Source organism: Variovorax sp. ISS6 (genome assembly GCF_056523145.1).
The window spans coordinates 1510946-1535016 of record NZ_JAWRZC010000001.1; the positions used below are offsets into that span (position 1 = coordinate 1510946).

14 protein-coding genes and 1 pseudogene are annotated in these 24071 nt (G+C 69.8%); 9 read left to right on the top strand and 6 right to left on the bottom strand.

From position 1 onward, the window contains the following. Positions 1-6: 6 nt before the first annotated feature. The 3 genes and pseudogenes from glgX to AC1HIL_RS07070 all read right to left on the bottom strand — a co-directional run bounded on the left by glgX (position 7) and on the right by AC1HIL_RS07070 (position 6609). A complete protein-coding gene (gene glgX, locus AC1HIL_RS07060) occupies positions 7-2133 on the bottom strand; it encodes a glycogen debranching protein GlgX (protein WP_479671460.1) in 2127 nt (708 codons plus the stop codon). A 634-nt stretch (positions 2134-2767) separates the two neighbouring features. Further along, a complete protein-coding gene (gene glgB / locus AC1HIL_RS07065; RefSeq protein WP_422099760.1) occupies positions 2768-4939 on the bottom strand; it encodes a 1,4-alpha-glucan branching protein GlgB in 2172 nt (723 codons plus the stop codon). A gap of 4 nt (positions 4940-4943) precedes the next feature. After that, positions 4944-6609, bottom strand: a pseudogene (locus AC1HIL_RS07070) (alpha-amylase family glycosyl hydrolase). Positions 6610-6703: 94 nt separating this feature from the next. On the opposite strand from AC1HIL_RS07070, the gene AC1HIL_RS07075 reads away from it, so the two are divergent. The 7 genes from AC1HIL_RS07075 to AC1HIL_RS07105 all read left to right on the top strand — a co-directional run bounded on the left by AC1HIL_RS07075 (position 6704) and on the right by AC1HIL_RS07105 (position 17396). Then, positions 6704-8212: a SidA/IucD/PvdA family monooxygenase gene (locus AC1HIL_RS07075; RefSeq protein WP_479671462.1), complete on the top strand. Its 1509-nt coding sequence runs from the start codon at positions 6704-6706 to the stop codon at positions 8210-8212. Positions 8213-8300: 88 nt separating this feature from the next. Then, positions 8301-10931 (top strand): leucine--tRNA ligase, encoded by a 2631-nt coding sequence (gene leuS, locus AC1HIL_RS07080; RefSeq protein ID WP_479671463.1) that lies wholly within the window; start codon positions 8301-8303, stop codon positions 10929-10931. A gap of 11 nt (positions 10932-10942) precedes the next feature. Beyond that, positions 10943-11461, top strand: coding sequence for an LPS-assembly lipoprotein LptE (locus tag AC1HIL_RS07085; RefSeq protein ID WP_057593840.1), 519 nt, complete (start codon positions 10943-10945; stop codon positions 11459-11461). A gap of 15 nt (positions 11462-11476) precedes the next feature. Continuing rightward, a complete protein-coding gene (gene holA, locus AC1HIL_RS07090; protein WP_479671464.1) occupies positions 11477-12553 on the top strand; it encodes a DNA polymerase III subunit delta in 1077 nt (358 codons plus the stop codon). Between the two features lie 48 nt (positions 12554-12601). Then, the gene (locus AC1HIL_RS07095) at positions 12602-13894 is read left to right on the top strand and encodes a glutamate-5-semialdehyde dehydrogenase (RefSeq protein WP_413761651.1); all 1293 of its coding nucleotides are present in this window, start codon (positions 12602-12604) and stop codon (positions 13892-13894) included. Positions 13895-14040: 146 nt separating this feature from the next. Further along, positions 14041-15339, top strand: coding sequence for a glutamate--cysteine ligase (gshA, locus tag AC1HIL_RS07100; RefSeq protein WP_057593842.1), 1299 nt, complete (start codon positions 14041-14043; stop codon positions 15337-15339). 188 nt (positions 15340-15527) lie between these two features. After that, positions 15528-17396, top strand: coding sequence for a potassium transporter Kup (locus AC1HIL_RS07105; protein ID WP_057593843.1), 1869 nt, complete (start codon positions 15528-15530; stop codon positions 17394-17396). Between the two features lie 73 nt (positions 17397-17469). Here AC1HIL_RS07105 and AC1HIL_RS07110 read toward each other — a convergent pair whose 3' ends face one another. After that, entirely contained in the window at positions 17470-18393 is a 924-nt protein-coding gene (locus AC1HIL_RS07110) for a polysaccharide deacetylase family protein (protein ID WP_479671465.1), read from the bottom strand. Positions 18394-18503: 110 nt separating this feature from the next. On the opposite strand from AC1HIL_RS07110, the gene AC1HIL_RS07115 reads away from it, so the two are divergent. Both AC1HIL_RS07115 and gshB read left to right on the top strand, forming a co-directional pair. Then, on the top strand, positions 18504-19778 hold the full coding sequence (locus tag AC1HIL_RS07115) for a benzoate/H(+) symporter BenE family transporter (protein ID WP_479671466.1): 1275 nt from the start codon (positions 18504-18506) through the stop codon (positions 19776-19778). Further along, positions 19778-20734, top strand: coding sequence for a glutathione synthase (gene gshB / locus AC1HIL_RS07120; protein WP_261209465.1), 957 nt, complete (start codon positions 19778-19780; stop codon positions 20732-20734). The genes AC1HIL_RS07115 and gshB overlap by 1 nt, the downstream gene beginning before the upstream one ends. Before the next feature lie 77 nt (positions 20735-20811). On the opposite strand, the gene AC1HIL_RS07125 is transcribed toward gshB, so the two are convergent. Both AC1HIL_RS07125 and AC1HIL_RS07130 read right to left on the bottom strand, forming a co-directional pair. Beyond that, complete coding sequence (locus tag AC1HIL_RS07125; protein ID WP_479671467.1) at positions 20812-23088, bottom strand: TonB-dependent receptor; 2277 nt, start codon at positions 23086-23088, stop codon at positions 20812-20814. Between the two features lie 170 nt (positions 23089-23258). Next, positions 23259-24026: a class II glutamine amidotransferase gene (locus tag AC1HIL_RS07130; RefSeq protein ID WP_057593847.1), complete on the bottom strand. Its 768-nt coding sequence runs from the start codon at positions 24024-24026 to the stop codon at positions 23259-23261. Positions 24027-24071 lie beyond the last annotated feature (45 nt).

Consider the following 24071-nt stretch of genomic DNA (forward strand, 5'->3'; position numbering starts at 1 on the left):
GGGCTCCTACGTTGTTGCAATCCAGAGGCTCGAGGGCGGTATCTCGACCTCGGTGGCGTTCACCACCGAGGGCTCGGGGCCCGGGTCGATGGCGGGGTCGCTCGCGAGGACGCAGCGCCAGGCGCCGGGCGGCAGGCGGAACGGCTGCGCCCGCGCGCCCGCGTTCACGAGCAGCAGCCAGGCCGGCGCTGCCTTCGGTGTGGCTGGGGGGGTGGTCGATGTCGGTGTCTCCTTGGCGGTGCCTGCCTCCAGGCTGCCGAACAGGATTGCAAGGGCCGTGCCGCCTTCCCAGTCCGGCGACTGCATCGGCGTGCCATCGGGCCGCAGCCAGCGGATGCCGGCCGTGCCCGGCGCGGGATCGGCCGGCCACCAGCGCGTGCTGCGCAGCACCGGTGCCGCGCGCCGCAGCGCGGCCAGCCGCGCCACGAAGGCGCTCAGCCGAGCCGGCTCGCCGGCCGGATCGGTGCTGCCGACCCAGTGCAGCCAGGTGGTCTCGTTGTCCTGGCAGTAGGCGTTGTTGTTGCCGTGTTGCGTGTGGCCGATCTCGTCGCCGGCCAGCAGCATCGGCGTGCCCTGCGACAGCATCAGCGCGGCCAGCAGCGCGCGCGAGAGCCGCAGTCGTTCGGCCCGCACCGCAGGGTCGTCGCTCGGGCCTTCCACGCCGCAGTTGCGGCTCAGGTTGTGGCCATGGCCGTCGCGGTTGTTCTCGCCGTTGGCCTCGTTGTGGCGCGTGTCGTAGCTCAGCAGGTCGCGCAGCGTGAAGCCGTCGTGCGCGGTCACGAAGTTCACGCTCGCGGCGGGTGAGCGCCCGTTGTGCGCGAACTGCGCGCTCGAGGCCGCGAAGCGGTGCGCGAAGTCGCCGAGGCCCGCGCGTCCCTCGCGGTCCTGGCGCAGCCAGAAGCCGCGTTGCGTGTCGCGGAAGCGGTCGTTCCATTCGAGCCAGCCCGGCGGGAATTCGCCGAGCCGGTAGCCGCCCGGCCCGATGTCCCAGGGCTCGGCGATCAGCAGCGTGCGCGACAGCAGCGGGTCCTGCGCGATGGCCGCGAAGAAGGGTGCGCGCGGATCGAAGCCCGTGGCCGTGGCGCGGCCCAGCACCGGCGCGAGGTCGAAGCGGAAGCCATCGACCCCCATCTCGCCGGCCCAGAAGCGCAGGCTGTCCATCACGAGCTGCAGCACGCGCGGCTCGCCGAGGTTCAGGCAGTTGCCCGTGCCGGTCCAGTTCTCGTAGAGGGCGCGGTCGTCGGCGCGCAGGTGGTAGTAGAGGGCGTTGTCGATGCCGCGCAGCGACAGCGTGGGGCCGAGCTCGTCGCTCTCGGCGCTGTGGTTGTAGACCACGTCGATCACCAGCTCCATGCCGCGCGCATGCACCGCGTCGGCCAGCGCGCGGAATTCGCCGGCCGGCGTGGTGCCGGGGCGGCCGCTCCAGTAGCGTGCCTCGGGCGCGAACCAGCCGATGGTGTTGTAGCCCCAGTGGTTCGTGAGGCCCATCGCGAGCAGCCGTTCCTCGTCGGCGCGGTGCTGCACCGGCATCAGGCTCAGCGTGGTGACGCCCAGGCGCTGCAGGTGGTCGAGCACGGCCGGCTCGGCGAGGGCGGCGTAGCTGCCGCGCAGGGGGGCGGGGACGGCGGGGTGCAGCTTCGTGTGGCTGCGGACGTGGAGCTCGCAGATGACGCGGTCGGTGGCGGGGATGCGGGCGTGGCCTGGGGCTCGAGTGGTCGATGGGGACACCACGCGGGCCTTGAGGGCGATGCTGGCGTTGTCCCGTGTGTCGCGCTGCGTCGGGTCTGTTGCGGCGTGGCCGTGGAAGAGGTCGCTGCCGTCGTAGCTTCCGACGATCTCGCGGGCGTAGGGGTCGAGCAGCAGCTTCGAGGGGTTGAAGCGGTGGCCCTCGCTCGGGGACCAGGGGCCGTGGACGCGGTAGGCGTAGACGAGGCCGGGGCGGGCGCTGGGGAGTTGGCCGTGCCAGATGCCGTCTGTGAACTCGGGGAGCTTGAGTCGCTGCTGTTCGTGGGCGCCTGTGGGGTCGAAGAGGCAGAGTTCTACCTTTTCTGCGTGGGGGGCTGCCAGGGCGAAGTTGACGCCTGTCTGGGTTGCTGTGGCGCCCAGGGGGAAAGGTTGGCCTGGGTTCAGCACGATGGGTGAGGCTTTCTCTTGCTGAGGCTGTAGGCCGGGACTCGCCCCGGCGGGCGAGTCACTTTCTTTTGCTTCGCCAAAAGAAAGTAACCAAAGAAAAGGCGACCCCGCTGTCTGCGACCCCTCCGCTTCGCTACGGGGCAACCTGCGGTGCTCGCGTTTCGCGGGGTCTCGCAGAACTCGCTTCGCTCAAACAGCTGCGAGCCCTTATCCGCGAAACGCTGCGCTCCTCGGCGCAGCCAGAGGGGGTGGGTCGGGCCTTTGCTTCGCTCGGCCGAGCAAGCCCTTCGGGCCTTCGCGTTGCTCGGCCTTGACGCAAGATCAACAACGTCCGCGCTCGCGCACCCCACACAAGGACGCGCCATGGCGCGTTGACCCTGATCCCCTCTGGCTGTGCCGAGGAGCGCAGGAGAAAGCGGGATCAGGGCCGCAGCTGTCTGAGCGCAACGAAGTGGAGCGAGTTCTGCGGACCCCCGCTTTCTCCGAGCACCGCAGGTTGCCCGCAGCGAAGCGGAGGGACACAGACAGCGGGGTCGCCTTTCTTTGCTTACTTTCTTTGGCGAGACAAAGAAAGTAAGTCGCCCGCCGGGGCGAGACCCGGCCAACTGTCCGTCGCAAGGCAAACAACTCAAATTCAAACCAACACCCACATCAACGTAGCCAAGGGCGGCAAGTCAACAACCACCGAGTCGACTTTCCCATGCCAAGCCAAAGCCTCACTGGCAACCACCCCATTCCCCACCCCACTCCCCCCATAAACAACCCCATCGGTATTGATGATCTCCCGATAGGACCCCGAACAAGGCACCCCCACCCGATACCCATGCCGAACCACAGGCGTGAAGTTGCAGACGGCCAAAACGAACGCCCCATCCCGCCCCCGACGAACAAAGGCAAACACCGACTGCGCCGTATCGTCATGCACCAGCCACTCGAACCCCGCCCCTTCATGGTCGAGCTCGTGCAACGCCGGATAGTGCCGATACACGTTGTTGAGATCCCGCACCAGCCGCCGCACCCCTTGATGCGATGCGTGCTCGAGCAGATGCCAATCAAGGCTGCGATCCGCATTCCACTCCGCCACCTGCGCGAACTCGCAGCCCATGAACAGCAGCTTCTTCCCCGGATAGGCCCAGAGATAGCCGTACAGGTTGCGCAGCCCCGCGAACTTCTGCCATTCGTCGCCCGGCATGCGCGCGATCATCGAGCCCTTGCCGTGCACCACCTCGTCGTGCGAGAACGGCAGCACGAAGTTCTCGCTGTGCGCGTACATCAGCCCGAAGGTGATCTCGCGGTGGTGGTGCGGCCGATACACCGGGTCCTTGCCCGCGTAGGCCAGGGTGTCGTTCATCCAGCCCATGTTCCACTTGTAGTGGAAGCCCAGCCCGCCGTCCTCGGGCGGGCGCGTCACGCCGGGAAAACTGGTCGACTCCTCGGCGATCGTCACCGCGCCGGGGCGCTCGGTGCCCACCACGCGATTCATGCGGCGCAGGAACTCGATCGCCTCGAGGTTCTCGCGCCCGCCCTGCGCATTGGGCACCCATTCGCCGGGCCCGCGGCTGTAGTCGCGGTAGAGCATCGAGGCCACGGCGTCCACGCGCAGGCCGTCGATGCCGTAGCGCTCGAGCCAGTACAGCGCGTTGCCCACGAGGTAGTTGCGCACCTCGGTGCGCGACCAGTTGAAGATCAGCGTGTTCCAGTCGTTGTGGAAGCCCTCGCGCGGATCGGCGTACTCGTACAGCGCCGTGCCGTCGAAGCGGCCCAGGCCGTGCGCGTCGGTCGGGAAGTGCGCGGGCACCCAGTCGAGGATCACGCCGAGCCCGGCTGCATGCGCCGCGGCCACGAAGAAGCGGAAGTCGCTCGGGGTGCCGAAGCGCGAGGTCGGCGCATAGAGGCCGATCGGCTGGTAGCCCCAGGAGCCGTCGAACGGATGCTCGGTGATGGGCAGCAGCTCGATGTGGGTGAAGCCCATGTCGCGCACGTAGGGCACCAGGGTGTCGGCGAGCTCGATGTAGTCCAGCCATTCGTGGCCGTTCTTGCGCCGCCACGAGCCCAGGTGCACCTCGTAGATGCTGATCGGCGCATCGCGCCCGTTGGCCTTGGCACGGCCCGCGGGCATGGTGGCGACCGGCGGCAGCGGGCGCACCACGCAGGCGGTGTCGGGCCGCAGCCGCGACGAGAAGGCGAAGGGGTCGGCCTTGCGCAGCAGCTCGCCCTGCGCCGACAGGATCTCGAACTCGTAGGCATCGCCCACCGCCACGTGCGGCGCGAAGACCTCCCACACGCCGCACTCGCGGCGCAGCCGCATCATGTGGCGCCGGCCGTCCCAGTTGTTGAAGTCGCCGACCACCGACACGCGGCGCGCATTCGGCGCCCAGACCGCGAAGGCCACGCCCTTGACGCCGTCCATCTCGCGCAGGTGCGCGCCCAGGCGCTCCCAGGGGCGCAGGTGCGTGCCCTCGGCCAGCAGCCAGATGTCGGTGTCGCCGAGCACGAAGGGAAAGCGGTAGGGGTCGTCGATGCGCGAGACGTGCGAACCCCAGTCGACCTGGAACGCATAGCCCATGCGCGCCTGGGCCGCGGGCACCAGGCCCGCGAAGAGGTCGGAGCCCTCGTGCCGCTCGAGCGTGGCCAACGGCCAGCCAGAGCGCGCATGCAGCACCGTGACGCCCTGCGCGCCGGGCAGCAGCGCGCGCACCACCAGGCCGCGCGCGGTCTCATGCGGGCCGAGCACGCCGAAGGGGTCGCCGTGCTCGGCGCGCATCAGCGCATGGACTTCGGCTTCGGGCAGTTGCGTCGGGGCCATGGGGTCAGTCGGTGATCGGTTCGCCGAAGAAGGCGCCGAAGGGCGCCAGCGTGAGCGCGCGACCGTCGGCGCCGCCGAGCGTCGCGGTCGACGCCAGTGGCGCGTCGGCCACGGCGCGCAGGGTTTCGCGCAGCATGATCGACACCGGCGCCGCGCCGAGGTTGAACACGGCCTGCAGTGAATTCGCGCCCTCGCGGCGCTCGAACCACAGCACCGGCTCGGGCGCGTCGAAGAAGGCGATGGCTGCCGTGTGCAGCAGCGGCTGCGCGCGGCGCCAGCGCAGCATCGCGCGGCTGAAGGCCAGCATCGACCGCGCATCGCCTTCCTGGCGGTCGACCGCCAGCGGCAGCTGCGCGGGCGACATCGGCAGCCAGGGCGTGCCGGTGGTGAAGCCGCCCTGCGCGTCGTCGCCGCGCCAGGGCATCGGCGTGCGGCAGCCGTCGCGGCCCTTGAACTCGGGCCAGAAGGCGCGGCCGTAGGGGTCCTGCAGCAGCTCGAACGGCACCTCGGCCTCGGGCAGGCCCAGTTCCTCGCCCTGGTAGATGCCGGCGCTGCCGCGCAGCGACAGCAGCAGCGCGAGCCACAGGCGGCTGCGCCGGACAGTCGGGCGCCGCGCCGTCGCTCCAGCGCGTGGCCACGCGCGGCACGTCGTGGTTCGACACCGCCCAGCAGCCCCAGCCGCCGGTGGCCGCGAGCGCATGGTCGAGCGCCTCGACCTGCTGGCGCAGGTGCTTCGCCGTGTGGTCGGCGGTCAGCAGGCTGAAGCTGTAGGCCAGGTGCAGGCGCCGGCCGCGCGCGGTGTACTGCGCCATCACGGGCGGCGCGTTCTCGTCGCCGACCTCGCCGAGCGCGACCGCGCCGTGGCGCTCGAGCAGGGCGCGCAGCCGCTCGAGGAACAGCAGGTTCTCGGGTTGGCTCTTGTCGTACAGATGCTGCTGCATCGCGTAGGGGTTGTCTGCGCGCACCGTGCTGACCTCGCCCACCGACTGCGCCGAGGCCGGCGGGTTGCTGCGCAGCAGGGCGTCGTGGAACTGGTGGTTGCAGGCGTCGAAGCGGAAGCCGTCGACGCCGCGCTCGCACCAGAAGCCGACCTCGCCGAGCAGCGCGTCCTGCACCGCGGGGCAATGGAAGTTGAGGTCGGGTTGCTCGGCCAGGAAGCTGTGCAGGTAGTACTGGCGGCGGCGCGAATCCCATTGCCAGGCCGGCCCGCCGAAGACCGAGAGCCAGTTGTTGGGCGGCGTGCCGTCGGGCTTGGGGTCGGCCCATACGTACCAGTCGGCCTTGGGGTTGTCGCGGCTCGCGCGGCTCTCGGCGAACCAGGCGTGCTGGTCGGAGGTGTGCGAGAGCACCTGGTCGATGATGAGCTTCAGGCCCAGTTCGTGCGCCCGCGCGAGCATGGCGTCGAAGTCGGCCAGGGTGCCGAACATCGGGTCGACCGCGCGGTAGTCGGCCACGTCGTAGCCGAAGTCCTTCATCGGCGAGCGGAAGAAGGGCGAGACCCAGATCGCATCGACCCCGAGCGAGGCCACGTGCGGCAGCCGCGCCGTGATGCCGGGCAGGTCGCCGATGCCATCGCCGTTGCTGTCCATGAAACTGCGCGGATAGATCTGGTAGATCACCGCGCCGCGCCACCAGTCATCGCTCTTGCTGCCGTTGCTGCTGCTGCCCATGCTGTCCCTTGGTCTGAAATCATTGTGGCATGCGAAATCCGGGCCAGCGGTACGCTCGTGCGCGCCCCGCGACTCTCTACACTGCACGCGCTCCATGACAGAGACGATTCCCCACGCCAACGCGGGTTCCCCGCCCCCCGCCTCCGATGCCGAAGGGCTGCCCGCGCTCGAGCGCCGGCTCGCGCGCGACCTCGACATCCTGGGCTGGCGCGCCCGCGCCTGGATGCCGGCCTGCGAACACGAGGGCGAGGCGGTGCTCGACGTGGCCATCGTCGGCGGCGGGCAGGCCGGGCTGGCCGCGGCGGCCGCGCTCGCGAACCACGGCATCCACGCCGTGGTGTTCGACCGCGCGCCCGAAGGTCTCGAGGGGCCCTGGGCCACCACCGCGCGCATGGAGACGCTGCGCTCGCCGAAGGAGCTCACCGGCCCGGCGCTGGGGCTCGCGGCGCTGAGCTTCCGCGCCTGGTTCGAGGCCCAGCACGGCGGCGCCGCCTGGGCCGCGCTCGACAAGATCCCGCGGCTGCAATGGATGGACTACCTGCGCTGGTACCGGCGCGCGATGGCGCTCGAGGTGCGCAACGACAGCGCGGTCACGGCGATCGTGCCCGAGGCCGGCGGCGCGCTGGTGCGGCTGGACCTGCGCACGCCCGCCGGCGCGCGGCGCGTGTTCGCGCGCCGCGTGGTGCTGGCCACCGGGCGCGACGGCCTCGGCGGCCCGGCGGTGCCGGATTTCGTGGCCGGGCTGCCGCGCGAGCGCTGGGCGCATTCGTCCGACGCCATGGACTACGGCCGGCTGGCCGGGCTGCGCGTGGGCGTGATCGGCGCGGGCTCCTCGGCCATGGACAGCGCCGCCACCGCGCTGGAGGCCGGCGCGCGCAGCGTCGAGCTGCTGATCCGCCGCCCCGACCTGCCGCGCGTCAACAAGGGCAAGGGCGCCGGCGTGCCGGGCCTGACCCAGGGGCACTACGACCTGCCCGACGAGAACAAGTGGCGCGTGCGCCACTACATCAACCGGCTCAACGTGCCGCCGCCGCACGGCAGCACCCTGCGCGTGTCGCGCTTCGCCAACGCCTTCTTCAACTTCGGCTGCCCGGTCGAGGCGGTGGCGCTGGCCGGCGACGGCGCGATCCGCGTGGCGACGCCGCGCGCGGATTTCGAGTTCGACTTCCTGATCGTCTCGACCGGCTTCAAGGTCGACTGGGCGGCGCGCCCCGAGTTCGCCGCCATCGCGCCCCATGTGCGGACCTGGAAGGAACGCTTCGTGCCCGCGCCCGGCGACGAGGACCAGGAGCTGGCCGATTCGCCCGACCTCGGCCCGGCGTTCGAGTTCGAGGAGCGGGTGGCGGGCGCCTGCCCGGGCCTCGCGCGCATCCACTGCTTCTGCTATCCGGCCGCGCTCTCGCACGGCACGGTCTCGGGCGACATCCCGGCCATCAGCGACGGCGCCAAGCGGCTGGCCGCGGGCATCGCGGGGCTGTTCTACCGCGAGGATTTCGAGCGGCATTTCGCCAACATCGAGGCCTACGCCGAGCCCGAGCTGTACGGCGACGAATGGACCCCCGCGCCGCCGCCCGACCGGCGGCCGGCACCCAAAGCCCGCTGAATGGCCCGGCCCGGCGGGAGCCGGGCGGCCGGGGCGCGATAATCCGCCTTCCCGGCCGCCCCGCGCCGGGCTCCTGCCGAACCCCGTCATGAACCCCAGCTACAAACCCAGCGACGTCGAGTCCGCTGCCCAGGCGCAATGGAGCGCCGCCGATGCCTACCGCGTGACCGAGGACGCGAGCCGCAAGAAGTACTACGCCTGCTCGATGCTGCCGTATCCCAGCGGCAAGCTGCACATGGGCCACGTGCGCAACTACACGATCAACGACATGCTCACGCGCTACCTGCGCATGAGCGGCTACAACGTGCTGATGCCCATGGGCTGGGACGCCTTCGGCCTGCCGGCCGAGAACGCGGCGCTGAAGAACGGCGTGCCGCCGGCCAAGTGGACCTACGAGAACATCGCCTACATGAAGGGGCAGCTCCAGGCCATGGGCCTGGCGATCGACTGGAGCCGCGAGATCGCCACCTGCGATCCGAGCTACTACAAGTGGAACCAGTGGCTGTTCCTCAAGATGCTCGAGAAGGGCATCGCCTACCGCAAGACCCAGGTCGTGAACTGGGACCCGGTCGACCAGACCGTGCTGGCCAACGAGCAGGTGATCGACGGCAAGGGCTGGCGCACCGGCGCCACGGTCGAGCGCCGCGAGATCCCGGGCTACTACCTGAAGATCAGCGACTACGCCGAGGAACTGCTCGAGCACACCCAGCACAAGCTGCCGGGCTGGCCCGAGCGCGTCAAGCTGATGCAGGAGAACTGGATCGGCAAGAGCGAGGGCGTGCGCTTCGCCTTCACCCATGACATCAAGGGCGCCGACGGCCAGCCGATCCAGGACGGCCGCATGTACGTGTTCACCACGCGCGCCGACACCATCATGGGCGTGACCTTCTGCGCCGTCGCGCCCGAGCATCCGCTGGCCGCGCATGCCGCCACGCTCGATCCCAAGGTCGCGGCCTTCATCGAGGAGTGCAAGAGCGGCGGCACCACCGAGGCCGAGCTCGCCACCCAGGAGAAGAAGGGCGTGCCCACCGGCCTCACGGTGACGCACCCGATCACCGAGGAGCAGGTGCCGGTGTGGGTCGGCAACTACGTGCTGATCGGCTACGGCGACGGCGCCGTGATGGGCGTGCCCGCGCACGACGAGCGCGACTTCGCCTTCGCCAACAAGTACGGCATCGAGATCATCCAGGTGGTGCTGGTCGACGACGAGCCGCACTTCGACTATCACAAGTGGCAGGACTGGTACGGCGACAAGCAGCGCGGCGTGACCATCAACTCCGACAACTTCAGCGGCATGTCCTACAAGGAGGCCGTGGCCGCCGTGGCGCATGCGCTGGGCCAGAAGGGCCTGGGCGAGCTGCAGACCACCTGGCGCCTGCGCGACTGGGGCGTGAGCCGCCAGCGCTACTGGGGCACGCCGATCCCGATCATCCATTGCGAGGAGCACGGCGCGGTGCCGGTGCCCGAGAAGGACCTGCCGGTGGTGCTGCCCACCGACTGCGTGCCCGACGGTTCCGGCAATCCGCTGAACAAGCACGAGGGCTTCCACGCCGGCGTGGTGTGCCCGGTGTGCGGCAAGGCCGCGCGGCGCGAGACCGACACGATGGACACCTTCGTCGACTCGTCGTGGTACTTCATGCGCTACTGCGATCCGAAGAACGACCAGGCGATGGTGGCCGAGGGCGCCGACTACTGGATGCCGATGGACCAGTACATCGGCGGCATCGAGCACGCCATTCTTCACCTGCTGTACGCGCGCTTCTGGACCAAGGTGATGCGCGACCTCGGCCTGGTGAAGGCCGACGAGCCCTTCAGCAAGCTGCTGACCCAGGGCATGGTGCTCAACCAGATCTTCTACGCGCGCAACGAGAAGGGCGGCAAGGACTACTTCCCGCCCTCGGAAGTCACGCCCGAGCTCGACGCGCAGGGCCGCATCGTCGGCGGCACCGCGGCCGACGGCACCAAGGTCGAGTACGGCGGCGTCGGCAAGATGGGCAAGAGCGAGCGCAACGGCGTCGACCCGCAGGACCTGATCGAGAAGTACGGCGCCGACACCGCGCGCCTGTACACCATGTTCACGGCACCGCCCGAAGCCACGCTCGAGTGGAACGACGCGGCCGTCGAGGGCAGCTTCCGCTTCCTGCGCCGCGTGTGGAACTTCGGCGCGGCGCAGTCCGCCGTCGCGGCCCCCGCGGGCGGCAAGCCGGCCTACGGCAAGCCGGCCCAGGCGCTGCGCCGCGAGGTGCACACCGTGCTGCGCCAGGTCGACTACGACTACCAGCGCATGCAATACAACACCGTGGTGTCGGGCGCGATGAAGCTGCTCAACGCGCTCGAGGGCTTCAAGCCCGACGGCAGCGCGGGCGACGCGGCCGCGCTGCACGAAGGCTTCGGCATCCTGCTGCGCTGCCTCTATCCCGCCACGCCGCACATCGCCCAGCAGCTGTGGACCGAGCTCGGCTACGACCAGGCGCTCGGCGCCCTGCTCGACGCGCCCTGGCCCACGGTCGACGTCGATGCGCTGGCGCAGGACGAGATCGAGCTGATGCTGCAGGTCAACGGCAAGCTGCGCGGCAAGCTGCTGGTGCCGGCCGGCGCCTCGAAGGAAGAGATCGAGAAGCTCGCGCTGGCCTGCGAGGACTTCACCACCTTCGCGCCGGGCGCGAGCGCCAAGCGCGTGATCGTGGTGCCGGGCCGCCTGGTCAACGTGGTCATTTGAACAAGCCAAGCATGAACATCCGCACTGTCTCGCTGCCGCGCCGCGGCTTCCTCCTGGGCCTGGCCGCCGGCGGCGCCTCGCTGGGCCTGGCCGGTTGCGGCTTCGAGCTGCGCAAGCCGCCGGTCTTCGCCTTCAAGTCGATCGCGGTCTCGGGCAATTCGGCGCTGGTCAACCAGATCCGCCGCAACCTGCGCGCGGCCGGCACGGTGACCCTGCTGCCGGGCGACGACAAGACCGCGGAGGCGGTGCTCGAGATCCTCGGCGAGGACCGCGAGCGGCTGGTGGTGTCGACCAACTCGGTCGGCCTGCTGCGCGAGATCCAGCTCGTGCTCAAGGTGCGCTTCCGCCTGCACGCGCAGGGCGGCAAGGACCTGCTGGCGGCCACCGAGCTCATGCAGACGCGCGACCTGACCTTCAACGAGACCAACGCGCTGGCCAAGGAAGGCGAGGCCGACCTGCTGTTCCGCGACATGCAGGTCGACATCGCGCAGCAGCTGGTGCGCCGCCTCGGGGCGGTGAAGACGCTGTGAGCGGCCGCTGACGCGATGCAGCTCGCCAGCGCCCAGCTCGCGGCCCACCTGCAGAAGGGGCTGAAGCCGCTCTACACGATCCACGGCGACGAGCCGCTGCTCGCGCAGGAGGCGGCCGACGCCATCCGCGCGGCGGCGCGTGCGCAGGGCCATACCGAGCGCAGCTCGTACACCGTGGCCGGCGCGCACTTCGACTGGAGCGCGGTGCTCGCGGCCGGCGGCTCGCTCTCGCTGTTCGCCGACAAGCAGATGGTCGAGATCCGCATTCCCTCGGGCAAGCCCGGCAAGGACGGCAGCGTCGCGCTGCAGCAGATCGCCGAGGGCGCGGCCTCGAACGAAGGCACGCTCACGCTGGTGATGCTGCCGCGGCTGGACAAGGCCACGCGCACCGGCGCCTGGTTCTCGGCGCTCGAGAACCACGGCGCCAGCATCCAGGTCGACCCGATCGAGCGCGCCGCGCTGCCGCAGTGGATCGCCCAGCGGCTCGCGCTGCAGGGCCAGCGCGTGAAGCCCGGCGACGAGGGCCAGCGCACGCTGCAGTTCTTCGCCGACCGCGTCGAGGGCAACCTGCTCGCGGCGCACCAGGAGATCCAGAAGCTCGCGCTGCTGCATCCGGAGGGCGAGCTCGGCTGGGAGGAGGTCGAGGGCGCGGTCAACAACGTCGCGCGCTACGACGTCTTCAAGCTGTCGGAGGCCGTGCTCGGCGGCAACCCGCAGCGCGTGGCGCGCATGCTCGACGGCCTGCAGGCCGAGGGCGACGCCGAGGTGCTGGTGCACTACACGCTGGCCGAGGACATCCGCGCGCTCAAGCGCGTGAAGGATGCGATGGCCGCGGGCCGGCCGCTGCCGATGGCGCTGCGCGAGAACCGCATCTGGGGCCCGCGCGAGCGCGCCTTCGAGCGCGTGCTGCCGCGGCTGGACGACCGCATGCTGGCGCGGCTGCTGCGCGCGGCGCACCTGGTCGACGGCATCGTCAAGGGCCTGAAGCAGCCCGACTGGCCGGCCGGCGGCTGGCAGGCGCTGCAGCGGCTGGCGCTGATGCTGTGCCGCGCCTGCGGCAACGGTGGCGCCGCGGCACCGCGCCGCGCCTGAATTCCCGGCGTCAGCCGCCCGCAGGGTTGGCGTGGGAAAATGCCGCCCATGAACGCGTTCAATGTCAGTGAACACATGCAGACCCTGGGTCTGCAGGCAAAAACGGCCGCCGCCCTCATGGCGCGTGCGGATGCAGCTACCAAAAACGTAGCGTTGAAGGCGCTGGCCCGGCGCCTGCGCGAAGCCGGCCCGGTGCTGGCCGCGGCCAACCAGAAGGACCTCGAGCGCGCCACGGCCGCGGGCCTGTCGGCCCCGATGGTCGACCGCCTGAAGCTCGGTCCCAAGGTGATCGAGACCGTCGCCCTCGGCTGCGAGCAGCTCGCGGGCATGGCCGACGTGATCGGCGAGATCATCGGCATGAAGCAGCAGCCCAGCGGCATCCGCGTCGGCCAGATGCGCGTGCCGATCGGCGTCTTCGGCATGATCTACGAGAGCCGCCCCAACGTGACCATCGAGGCCGCGAGCCTCGCGATCAAGTCGGGCAACGCCGCCATCCTGCGCGGCGGCTCGGAGGCCATCGAGTCGAACAAGGCGCTGGCGCTGCTGGTGTCCGGGGCACTGGCCGAGGCCGGCCTGCCGGTGGAGGCGGTGCAGCTGGTGCAGACCACCGACCGCGAGGCCGTGGGCCAGCTGATCGCGATGCCGCAGTTCGTCGACGTGATCATCCCGCGCGGCGGCAAGGGCCTGATCGAGCGCATCAGCCGCGACGCCAAGGTGCCGGTCATCAAGCACCTGGACGGCAACTGCCACGTCTACGTCGACGACACGGCCGAGTTCGGCATGGCGCTGCGCATCGTCGACAACGCCAAGACCCAGAAGTACAGCCCCTGCAATGCCGCCGAAGGCCTGCTGGTGGCGGCCTCGGTGGCCGAGGACTTCCTGCCGAAGATCGGCGCCATCTTCGCCGCCAAGGGCGTCGAGATGCGCTGCGATCCGGCCGCGGCCCAGATCCTGCGCGCCGATGGTGCTATCGATCCGGGAGCAAAGGTGGTCGATGCGGTGGAATCCGACTGGTCCGAGGAATACCTGGCCGCGGTGATCAGCATCAAGGTGGTGGCGGGCCTCGAGGAGGCCATCGCGCACATCAACCACTATTCGAGCCACCACACCGACGCGATCGTCACGCGCGACCACGTGAATGCCCAGCGTTTCCTGCGCGAGGTCGATTCGGCAAGCGTCATGGTCAATGCGAGCACACGCTTCGCCGACGGTTTCGAGTTCGGCCTCGGGGCCGAAATCGGCATCAGCACCGACAAGTTCCACGCCCGCGGACCGGTGGGCATCGAGGGGCTGACCTCGCTCAAGTACGTGGTGCTGGGGCAGGGCGAAGTCCGGACCTGAGGGGGCGCGACGGGCGCCTTGCGGTGCCCTTCGCACCGGCGGCGCGTGTGGATTCCACGTAGGCCATGGTGCTTGTCATCGGGGTTCGTGTCCCCAAATCCTAGAATCCCGCATACCGTTAAGTAGAAAACAAAGAAGGCCGCCGCATGGTTCCGCATCTCGTCACAGCCTTGACCGGCCCGATCAACGAACTGGAGCAGCGGGTGCTCGACTCGATGCCCGCCATCGAGCGCTGGTTCCGGCTCGAGTGGATGGAGCACACGCCGCCTTTCTACAGCGCGGTCGACATCCGCAACGCGGGCTTCAAGCTGGCGCCGGTCGACACCAACCTCTTTCCCGGCGGCTGGAACAACCTCACCAAGGAAATGCTGCCGCTGGCGGTGCAGGCCGCGCAGGCCGCGATCGAGAAGATCTGTCCCGAGGCGCGCAACCTGCTGGTGATCCCCGAGAACAACGCCAAGAACAGCAGCTTCTACCTGGCCAACGTGGCGCAGATGGTGCGGATCTTCCACATGGCCGGGCTCAACGTGCGCGTGGGCTCGATCGATCCGGCGATCAAGTCGCCCAAGAAGATCGAGCTGCCGCACGGCGACGTCGTCACGCTCGAGCCGGTGGTGCGCACCAAGCGCCGCCTGGGCCTGAAGAACTTCGACCCCTGCACCATCCTGCTGAACAACGCGCTCTCGGCGGGCACGCCCGGCATCCTCGAGGACCTGCACGAGCAGTACCTGCTGCCGCCGCTGCACGCGGGCTGGTCGGTGCGCCGCAAGAGCAACCACCTGCACAGCTACGAGGAGCTGTCCAAGCGCTTCGGCAAGCTGCTGGGCATCGATCCCTGGCTCATCAACCCGATCTATGCGCGCGCCGACGGCGTCGACCTCGCCGAGGGCCGCGGCCTCGACGTGCTGACCAGCCACGTCGACGCGGTGCTGACCAAGGTGCGCCGCAAGTACAAGGAATACGGCATCAACGAGAAGCCCTTCGTGGTGGTCAAGGGCCAGAGCGGCGCCGAGGGCCCGCGCGTGCTGACGGTGCGCGACGCCAAGGAGGTCGAGGGCCTCGTGGGCAAGGCGCGCGGCGCGGCCGCCCGGCCGGCCGGTGCCCGCGAACCGGGCGAGATCATCGTGCAGGAGGGCGTGCTGACCAACGAGCGCGTGCACAACGGCGTGGCCGAGCCCGTGGTCTACATGATGGATCGCTACGTGGTCGGCGGCTTCTACCGCGTGCATGCCGACAGCGCGCCCGACGAGAACCTCAAGCTGCCGGGCGCGAGCTTCGTGCCGCTGGCCTTCTCCGAGAGCGCGCACCTGCCGCAGCCCGGCGCCAAGCCCGGCGCCAGCGCGCCCAACCGCTTCTACATGTACGGCGTGGTCGGACGTCTCGCGATGGTCGCCGCCAGCTACGAGATGGAAGCCACCGACCCGGATGCCGAAGTCTACGAATGACCCCCACCGCCCGCCGTGTTTGCGGCCCGCGCGGGTGACGGCAGAATAGCGGCCCCACAGCAACGGAAATCGAAGGGCGGCGAGGGCGAGGATCGAGGCGCGGCGGAAGCACCGTCCGCCCGGGCACGCCCCCTGGCATACCTGATGCGTCGTCATCGCGAGCCGCCGGCCCTTTTCCCATCGACCTCGTGTCAGCCCCCAAATCCCTCTCCGCCGGCCTGATCGTCGGCGCCATCGGCGTCGTCTATGGCGACATCGGCACCAGCGTGCTGTACGCCGTCAAGGAAGTCTTCGGCCACGGCCACGTGCCTTTCACCGTCGAGAACGTCTACGGCATCCTTTCGATGTTCGTCTGGACGCTCACCACCATCGTCTCGCTCAAGTACGTGGTGCTCGTGCTGCGCGCCGACAACGAGGGCGAGGGCGGCCTGGTCGCGATGCTGGCGCTGGCCTCGCGCGCCGTGGCCGACAAGCCGCGGCTGCGCCACCTGCTGCTGGTGATCGGCATCTTCGGCACCTCGCTGTTCTACGGCGACGGGGTGATCACGCCGGCGATCTCGGTGCTCTCGGCGGTCGAGGGCCTGGAGGTGGTGTCGCCGCACTTCAAGCATTACGTGATCCCGATCACGCTGGTGGTGCTGTTCTGCCTGTTCGCGGTGCAGAAGCACGGCACCGCGGGCATCGGCCGCTTCTTCGGGCCGATCACGCTGGTGTGGTTCCTCTCGCTGGCGGTGCTCGGCGTGTGGCACATCGTCGACCATCCCGAGATCCTCAAGGCCCTGAGCCCGTTCTACGCGCTCAAGTTCATCTGGGACAACCCCGGCACCAGCTTCATCCTGCTGGGCGCCATCGTGCTGTGCGTGACCGGCGCCGAGGCGCTGTACGCCGACCTCGGCCACTTCGGCAAGGCACCGATCCGCATTGCCTGGTTCACCGTGGTGATGCCGGCGCTGATCCTCAACTACTTCGGCCAGGGCGCGCTGCTGCTGGCCAATCCCGAGGCCGTGAAGAACCCGTTCTTCATGATGGCGCCCGAGTGGGCGCTGATCCCGCTGGTGCTGCTGGCCACCGCCTCCACGGTGATCGCCTCGCAGGCCCTCATCACGGGCGCCTTCAGCGTCACGCGCCAGGTGATCCAGCTCGGCTACCTGCCGCGCCTGAACATCGAGCACACCAGCGTGCGCACGGCCGGCCAGATCTACATCCCGCTGGTCAACTGGGGCCTGTTCGTGGCGATCGTGCTGGCGGTGGTCATGTTCCGCTCCTCGAGCAGCCTGGCCGCGGCCTACGGCATCGCCGTGACCACCGACATGCTGATCACCACGGTGCTGACCTTCTTCGTGATCCGCTACGCCTGGAAGCTGCCGCTGGCGCTGTGCATCGCCTCGACCGCGGCCTTCTTCTTCATCGACTTCATGTTCTTCGCGTCGAACCTGCTCAAGCTGCCCGAGGGCGGCTGGTTCCCGCTGGTGATCGGCGGCGCGGTGTTCATGCTCATGATCACCTGGAAGGAAGGGCGCCGCCTCATGGGCGAGGTGCAGCGCTCCGATGCCATCGAGCTGAAGGCCTTCCTCGACTCGGTGTTCGAGAATCCACCGGTGCGCGTGGACGGCACCGCCGTGTTCCTCACGGCCGAGCCCGGCGTGGTGCCCAATGCGCTGCTGCACAACCTCAAGCACAACAAGGTGCTGCACGAGCAGAACCTGTTCGTCACCGTGCGCAACCACGAGGTGCCGTGGATCCCGATGGACAAGCGCATCGAGATCGAGCCGCTGGGCCGCCATTGCTGGCAGGTGATCGTGCACTACGGCTTCAAGAACGACATCGACCTGCCGCGCGCGCTCGACAACGCGCGCCTGCGCGGCTGCCAGCTCGAGCCGATGCTGACCAGCTACTTCCTTTCGCGCGACGTCGTGATCCCCACGCTGGGCAGCGGCATGGCGCCCTGGCGCGAGAAGCTGTTCGCGCAGATGCACCACAACGCGAGCGGCGCGGCGGCCTTCCTGGGGCTGCCGAACAACGCGGTGGTGGAGTTGGGGTCGAAGATAGAGATCTGAATTCGGACAGCCGAACGCAGAAGTCGCGACCTCTGCGCGCTTTGGGCGTTCTTCTGCGTTCGGCTGTCCGCTTTCAGTCGAAGTCCGCTGGCCGTTCCCGCGCGAGCTGCCCCATGTGCGCCGCGATCGCGCCGGGTGTTGTGAACCAGATCTCGCCGCGGTCGCGCGCGAGCGCCAGCTGCGTCAGCACGCCGCGCAGGTGGCGCAGCCGGTAGGGCTGGCCCACGATGTAGGGATGCAGCGCGAGGCCCATCACCAGCGGCTGGGCGCGCGACTGCACGCGCATCTCCTCGAAGTTGTCGAGCACCATCGCGCAGAAGTCCTTCGCGTCCATCAGCCGGCCCACGATCATCGGGATGTCGTTGAGCTCCTGCGGATAGGGCACCGACCAGATCGAGCCGCCGCCGCGCGTGCGCATGCGCACCGGCTGGTCGTCGTGGCACCAGTTGAGCGTGTAGCCGTAGCCGGTCTCGGCCAGCAGGTCGGGCGTGAGCGGGCTCTCGGAGATCCATGGCGACAGCCAGCCCGCGGGCGCCTGCCCGCTCTCGCGCGCCATGCGCTCGCGGCAGCGCACCAGCAGCGCGCGCTCGTGGTCTTCGCCGAGCGCGCCCTGGCGCTCGGCGTTGCTGTGGCCATGGCCGATCAGCTCGTCGCCGCGTGCCACCAGCGCCTGCACCAGTTCCGGGCAGTGGTCGTAAAGGGCGGTGTTGACCAGCGCGCCCGTGGGCAAGGCGAGCGCATCGAACAGCTCGAGGCAGCGCCAGGCGCCCACGCGGTTGCCGTATTCGCGCCAGCCGTGGTTGAGCACGTCGGGCTGCGGCGAGGCCGGGCCGAGGCAGGCGCCCAGCCCGTCGCCGAAGGCGAAGTGCTCGATGTTGAAGCCTAGGTAGACCGCGAGCCGCGCGCCGTTGGGCCAGCGGTAGTCGGGCCGGCGCGTGATCGGCCGGTAGTCGAAGCGGTCGTGCGAGGGCAGCAGTTCGGGCCAGCGTGTCGTCATGCGCGGATCGCCTGCAAGGTGCGTGCCCGATGGTCGACATATCGGTGGAAAATTGTTGACCATCCCGCCGCCGGGACGGCCCGGCGCGACCGGCCCGGCACAATCGCGCGATGCGTTTCTTCAAGGACCTGAGCCTTTCCGCCTTCACCGCCGGCTTCGTCGCCGTGCTCGTCGGTTTCACGAGTTCGGTGGCCATCGTGTTCCAGGCCGCGCAGGCCTTCGGCGCCACGCCCGAGATGGTGGCCTCGTGGATGTGGGCGCTGGGCATCGGCATGGGGCTGGCCTCGATGCTGCCCTCGCTGTGGTGGCGCAAGCCCGTGATGATCGCCTGGAGCACGCCCGGCGCCGCGGTGCTGGCGGTGGCCGGCGCGGGCCACGGCATGGGCGAGGCGGTCGGCGCCTTCGTCGTCTGCGCGCTGCTGATCGTGCTGGCCGGCGCCACCGGCTGGTTCGAGCGCGCGATGAACCGGATCCCGATGGCCATCGCCTCGGCGCTGCTGGCCGGCGTGCTCGCGCGCTTCGGCCTCGCGGCCTTCACCGCGGCGCAGACCGCGCTGCCCCTGGTGCTGCTGATGCTGGCCACCTACCTCGTGGGCAAGCGCTGGTTGCCGCGCTACGCGGTGCCGCTCACGCTGCTGGTGGCGATCGCCTTCGCGGCCGCGCGCGGCGAGCTCGCCTGGTCGGCGGTGCATTTCTCGCTGACCTGGCCGGTGTTCGTCATGCCGGTGTTCCACTGGCAGGCGATCGTGAGTCTGGCGCTGCCGCTGTTCGTCGTCACCATGGCCTCGCAGAACCTGCCGGGCGTGGCGGCGATCCGCGCCGCCGGCTACGGCGAGCTGCCGGTCAGCAAGCTCATCACGATCAGCGGCCTGACCACGCTGGTGCTCGCGCCCTTCGGCGCCTTCGCGCTGAACCTCAGCGCCATCACCGCCGCGATCTGCATGGGCCGCGAAGCCCACGAGGACCCGGCGCGGCGCTACACCGCGGCCGTGAGCTGCGGCGCGATCTACGTCGTGATCGGCCTGTTCGGCGCGGCCGTGACCGGGCTGCTCACGGCCTTCCCGAAGGAGCTGGTGGCGGCCATCGCGGGGCTCGCGCTGCTCGGCACCATCGGCGGCGGGCTGGCCGCGGCGGTGCGCGACGAGCCGCACCGCGAGGCCGCGCTGATCACCTTCCTGGTCACGCTCTCGGGCGTGACCATCGCCGGCATCGGCTCGGCCTTCTGGGGCGTGGTGGCGGGCGCGTTCGCGCTCGCGGTGCAGCGGCTGGGCAGGCGGCCGGGCCCGCCAAAAGCCCCGGCCGGCCAGGGCCTCGCCGCTTCCGGCAACATCGCGACCGACAGCAGCAACATGGCGGCCCCGCCGGGCGCCGGAAAGACCTCCTGATGAAAAACATCCTCTTCGTGGCCGACCCGCTCGATCACTTCAAGATCTACAAGGACACCACCTTCTCGATGATGCGCGAGGCCCAGCGCCGCGGCCACCGCATCGCGGCCTGCCTGCCGCAGGACCTGCAGTGGGTGTCGGGCGGCAAGGTCACGGCCACGGTGCGCCAGGTCACGCTGACCGGCGACCCGAAGGACTGGTACGCCGTCGACATCGTCGAGACCAAGGCGCTGGCCGATTTCGATGCCGTGCTGATGCGCAAGGACCCGCCCTTCGACGCCGAGTACATCTACGCCACCCACCTGCTCGAGCAGGCCGAGCGCGAGGGCGCGCGCGTGGTGAACAAGCCGCGCGCCCTGCGCGACCATCCCGAGAAGCTCGCGATCATGGAGTTTCCGCAGTTCACCGCGCCCACGCTGGTCACGCGCAGCGCGCAGGCGGTGCGCGACTTCCATGCGCAGCACGGCGACATCATCCTGAAGCCGCTCGACGGCATGGGCGGCATGGGCATCTTCCGCGTGAAGCAGGACGCGCTGAACCTCGGCTCGATCGTCGAGACGCTCAACAAGGACGGCGCCGAGACCATCATGGTGCAGCGCTTCGTGCCCGACGTGGTCGAGGGCGACAAGCGCATCCTGATCATCGCGGGCGAGCCCGCGCCCTTCGTGCTGGCGCGTATCCCGCAGGGCACCGAGGTGCGCGGCAACCTCGCGGCCGGCGGCAAGGGCGTGGCCCAGCCGCTCACGCCGCGCAACCGCGAGATCGCCGAGATCGTGGGCCGCGCGCTCGCGCCGCGCGGGCTGCTCTTGATCGGCCTCGACGTGATCGGCGACTCGGTGACCGAGATCAACGTGACCAGTCCGACCTGCTTCCAGGAGATCACGGAGCAGACCGGCTTCGACGTGCCGGCGATGTTCATCGATGCGCTGGAGGCGCATCTGGCGCAGGCGGCCTGAGGGCCATGAAAAAGGCGCCCGGGGCGGTCTTCGCCCCGGGCGCCTTTTCTTGATCCCGAGGAAGCCGGGATCGCCGATCAGAAGTCGACCGTGGCCGACAGGCTGAAGGTGCGCGGGTTGCTCAGCACCAGGTAGCCCGAGCCCGGGTAGCCGCCCACCGAGGCCCAGTAGCTGCGGTCGGCCACGTTCTCGATGCGCGCGCGCAGGGTCAGCAGCTTGCCGTTGCCGACTTCGGTGACGTAGCGCGCGCCCACGTCCAGGCGCGTCCAGCCGGGCACGCGCAGCGTGTTGATCGCATCCGCGTAGCTCGAGCCGCTGGTCACGACGCGGCCGTTGAGCGACAGGCCCTGCACGCCCGGCACGTCCCATTCGACGCCGATGCTGCCCTGCGCCTTCGGCACGCCGATCACGCGCTTGCCGTCGGTGGTGAGGCTGCCCGTTTCCTTCTGCTTGGCGTCGAGCCAGGTCACGCCGCCGAGCACGCGCAGGCCCTTGGTCGCCTCGCCGAAGACGTTGAGCTCGACACCGCGGTGGCGGTCCTCGCCGCCGGCCTGGAACGAGCCGTTGGCCACGAAGGCGCGCGGCTTGGCGGTGCTGAACAGCGCCAGGCTGCCGCCGATGCGGCCGGCGTCGTACTTGACGCCGATTTCCTTCTGCTTCGACACGTAGGGACGCAGCGACTGGCCGGCGTTGAGCACCGGCTGGCCGTTCGACTGCGCGGGAGCGCTCTCGCCGGGCGACAGGCCCTCGATGTAGTTCGCGTAGACCGACAGGTCCTCGCGCGCCTTGAACACGATGCCGGCCACCGGGCTGGTGCGGCTCTGGTCGTACGAGGTGACGGCGCCGCCGGCCGAGGTCAGCCGGCCGCCGCTCACGATCTGGTAGCTGATGTCGCTGGTCTCGATCGACTGGCGGCGCACGCCGAGCGTGACGAGCAGGCGGTCGTCCAGGAAGGACATCGTGTCGCCGATCGCCACGCTCTTGAGCGTGATGGTGCCGTTCAGGCGCGGGCTCGCGAGGTTGTTGCCCAGGTAGGTGAGCTGCGTGGGCAGGTAGCCGCGCGGGTAGTAGATGTTGCTGGCGAGCGTGCCGCCGGTGCCCAGGCCCAGGCCGTAGGCGTTCTTCTTTTCGAGGTCGAAGTAGGAGTAGCCCAGCACCCACTCGTGGCCCACGCTGCCGGTGCGCACCTTGCCGCGGACGCCGAGCTCGGCGGTCTTGACCTTGTCCTCGCGCGTGTTGTCGAAGCGGCTGGTGGTGAAGGCGCCGGTCAGGCCGTTGGACACCGTCGGGCCCGCGAGCGAGTTGTTCTCGTAGCTGCTGCGCGCGCCGGCCGCGGCCCAGGCCGTGATGTTCGGCGTGATGTCGTATTCGCCGCGCACCGAGCCGAAGGTGTCGCGCTCGTAGGAATAGGTCCAGGGCTGGGCGAAGTTGGTGTCGTTGTCGGGCGCCTTGGGCACCACGGTGACGGCGCTGCCGAGCGTGACGTTGGGGCGCGTGTTGCGCAGGCGGTGCTCCTGGTGGCCGATGTCGGCCGAGATGCGCGCGTCGCGGCTGCGCCAGTCGAGGCCGACCGCCAGCGCGTCGAGCTTGACGCTTTCGCCGTTCACCGCCGTGCCGCCGTCGCGGTGGACGGCATTCAGGCGCACGCCCACGCTGTCGTCGGGCCCGAAGCGGCGCGCGATGTCGGTCGCGGCATAGGACTGCGAGCCGCTCGCGGTGCCGAGCGTGAACTGCGTGAGCGGCTCGTTCGGCGCGCGCTTGGGCAACAGGTTGATGGTGCCGCCGATGCCGCCGCCCGTGGGCGCCGCGCCGTTGAGGAAGGCGCTCGCGCCGCGGAACACTTCCACGCGCTCGAACAGCTCGGAGGCGATGTACTGGCGCGGCAGCAGGCCGTACAGGCCGTTGTAGGCGATGTCGTCGGAATTGACGATGAAGCCGCGGATGAAATAGGACTCCTGGAAGTTGCCGAAGCCGCGCGCCACGCGCACCGAGGGGTCGTTCTGCAGCACGTCGGCCACGCTGCGGGCCTGCTGGTTCTGGATCAGCTCGTTGGTGTAGTTGTTGCTCGAGAACGGCGTTTCCATCATGTCCCGGGTGCCCAGGATGCCGGCGCGGCCGCCGCGCGCCACCTGGCCGCCGGCGTAGGGCTTGGCCAGGCCTTCGGCCGAGGCGTCGGCGCTCGCTTCGACGGTGATGGTGGCGAGCGCGGCGCCGGGAGCGCCCGGTGCGGCGGCCGGCTGGGCCGGGGCCGGCGCGGCAGTCTGCGCCGAGGCCGTCAGGGCATGGAGGACGAGCAGCGTCGCGGCGACGGTCGGGCGGAGGCTGGCGCGGAGAAGGGCGGGGGAGGCGGGCATGGACGGTTCGTATTCACGCAAATGAGAACCGTTATTGTTATCGCCCCGGGCCCTCCCACCGATACTTTCTTGCAATGTTGCGAAAATGTGTCAGAAAAAACGTTTCGTTTGCAGGGCCATCGGCCTGGCGTCAGCCAACCCGTTGCCGGCAGGCCACGGCGGCCGGTGCTTCAGTGCCCCGAGCGCTGCCCGTCCACGAACACATGCAGCTCGCCCGGCTCGAACGCCGTCCACTCCTCGTTGGTGGTCAGCGGCGCGGTCACCACCACCGCGACGCGGTCGTGGGGCGTGGTGTGCTGGGCGAAGTCGATCTCGAGGTCCTCGTCCGACAGCTGCGCGGTCACGAAGGGATGGCGCCGCTCCACGTACCAGAGGTTCGTGGAGGCATGGGCCCACAGCGCCTGGCCGTTCGAGAGCATGAAGTTGAAGGTGCCATGCCGCGCGAGCTGGGGCGCGAGTTCGCGCAAGGTGAGCGTGAGCTCCTCGACGCTGGGCACGCCCGCATGCGACTTCGCGAGCTCCTGCATCAGCCAGCAGAAGGCGTGCTCGCTGTCGGTGTTGCCCACCGGGTGGAAGTTGCCGTGCAGCCGCGGGCGGAAGTCCTTCAGGTCGCCGTTGTGCGCGAACACCCAGTAGCGGCCCCACAGCTCGCGCACGAAGGGATGGCAGTTCTGCAGGTTGACCTCGCCCTGGGTGGCCTTGCGGATGTGGGCGATGACGTTGCGGCTCTGGATCGGGTAGCGCCGGATCAGCTCGGCCACCGGCGACTCGCAGGCCGGCTGGTGGTCGACGAAATGGCGCAGGCCGCGGTCCTCGAAGAAGGCGATGCCCCAGCCGTCGGCGTGGTGGTCGGTGCGGCCACCGCGCTGCGCGAACCCCGTGAAGCTGAAGGTCACGTCGGTCGGCGTGTTGCAGTTCATCCCTAGCAATTGACACATGGGGCCATTAGACACCGCCCCCGCTTACCCGAGCGCCCGGGTTTG

Coding starts and splice junctions, on each gene's coding strand:
- gshB (WP_261209465.1), top strand. CDS start 19,778: ATGAAAAACATCCTCTTCGTGGCCGACCCGCTCGATCACTTCAAGATC.
- gshA (WP_057593842.1), top strand. CDS start 14,041: ATGGTTCCGCATCTCGTCACAGCCTTGACCGGCCCGATCAACGAACTG.
- AC1HIL_RS07095 (WP_413761651.1), top strand. CDS start 12,602: ATGAACGCGTTCAATGTCAGTGAACACATGCAGACCCTGGGTCTGCAG.
- holA (WP_479671464.1), top strand. CDS start 11,477: ATGCAGCTCGCCAGCGCCCAGCTCGCGGCCCACCTGCAGAAGGGGCTG.
- AC1HIL_RS07130 (WP_057593847.1), bottom strand. CDS start 24,026: ATGTGTCAATTGCTAGGGATGAACTGCAACACGCCGACCGACGTGACC.
- glgB (WP_422099760.1), bottom strand. CDS start 4,939: ATGGCCCCGACGCAACTGCCCGAAGCCGAAGTCCATGCGCTGATGCGC.
- AC1HIL_RS07075 (WP_479671462.1), top strand. CDS start 6,704: ATGACAGAGACGATTCCCCACGCCAACGCGGGTTCCCCGCCCCCCGCC.
- AC1HIL_RS07125 (WP_479671467.1), bottom strand. CDS start 23,088: ATGCCCGCCTCCCCCGCCCTTCTCCGCGCCAGCCTCCGCCCGACCGTC.
- AC1HIL_RS07115 (WP_479671466.1), top strand. CDS start 18,504: ATGCGTTTCTTCAAGGACCTGAGCCTTTCCGCCTTCACCGCCGGCTTC.
- AC1HIL_RS07085 (WP_057593840.1), top strand. CDS start 10,943: ATGAACATCCGCACTGTCTCGCTGCCGCGCCGCGGCTTCCTCCTGGGC.
- AC1HIL_RS07110 (WP_479671465.1), bottom strand. CDS start 18,393: ATGACGACACGCTGGCCCGAACTGCTGCCCTCGCACGACCGCTTCGAC.
- leuS (WP_479671463.1), top strand. CDS start 8,301: ATGAACCCCAGCTACAAACCCAGCGACGTCGAGTCCGCTGCCCAGGCG.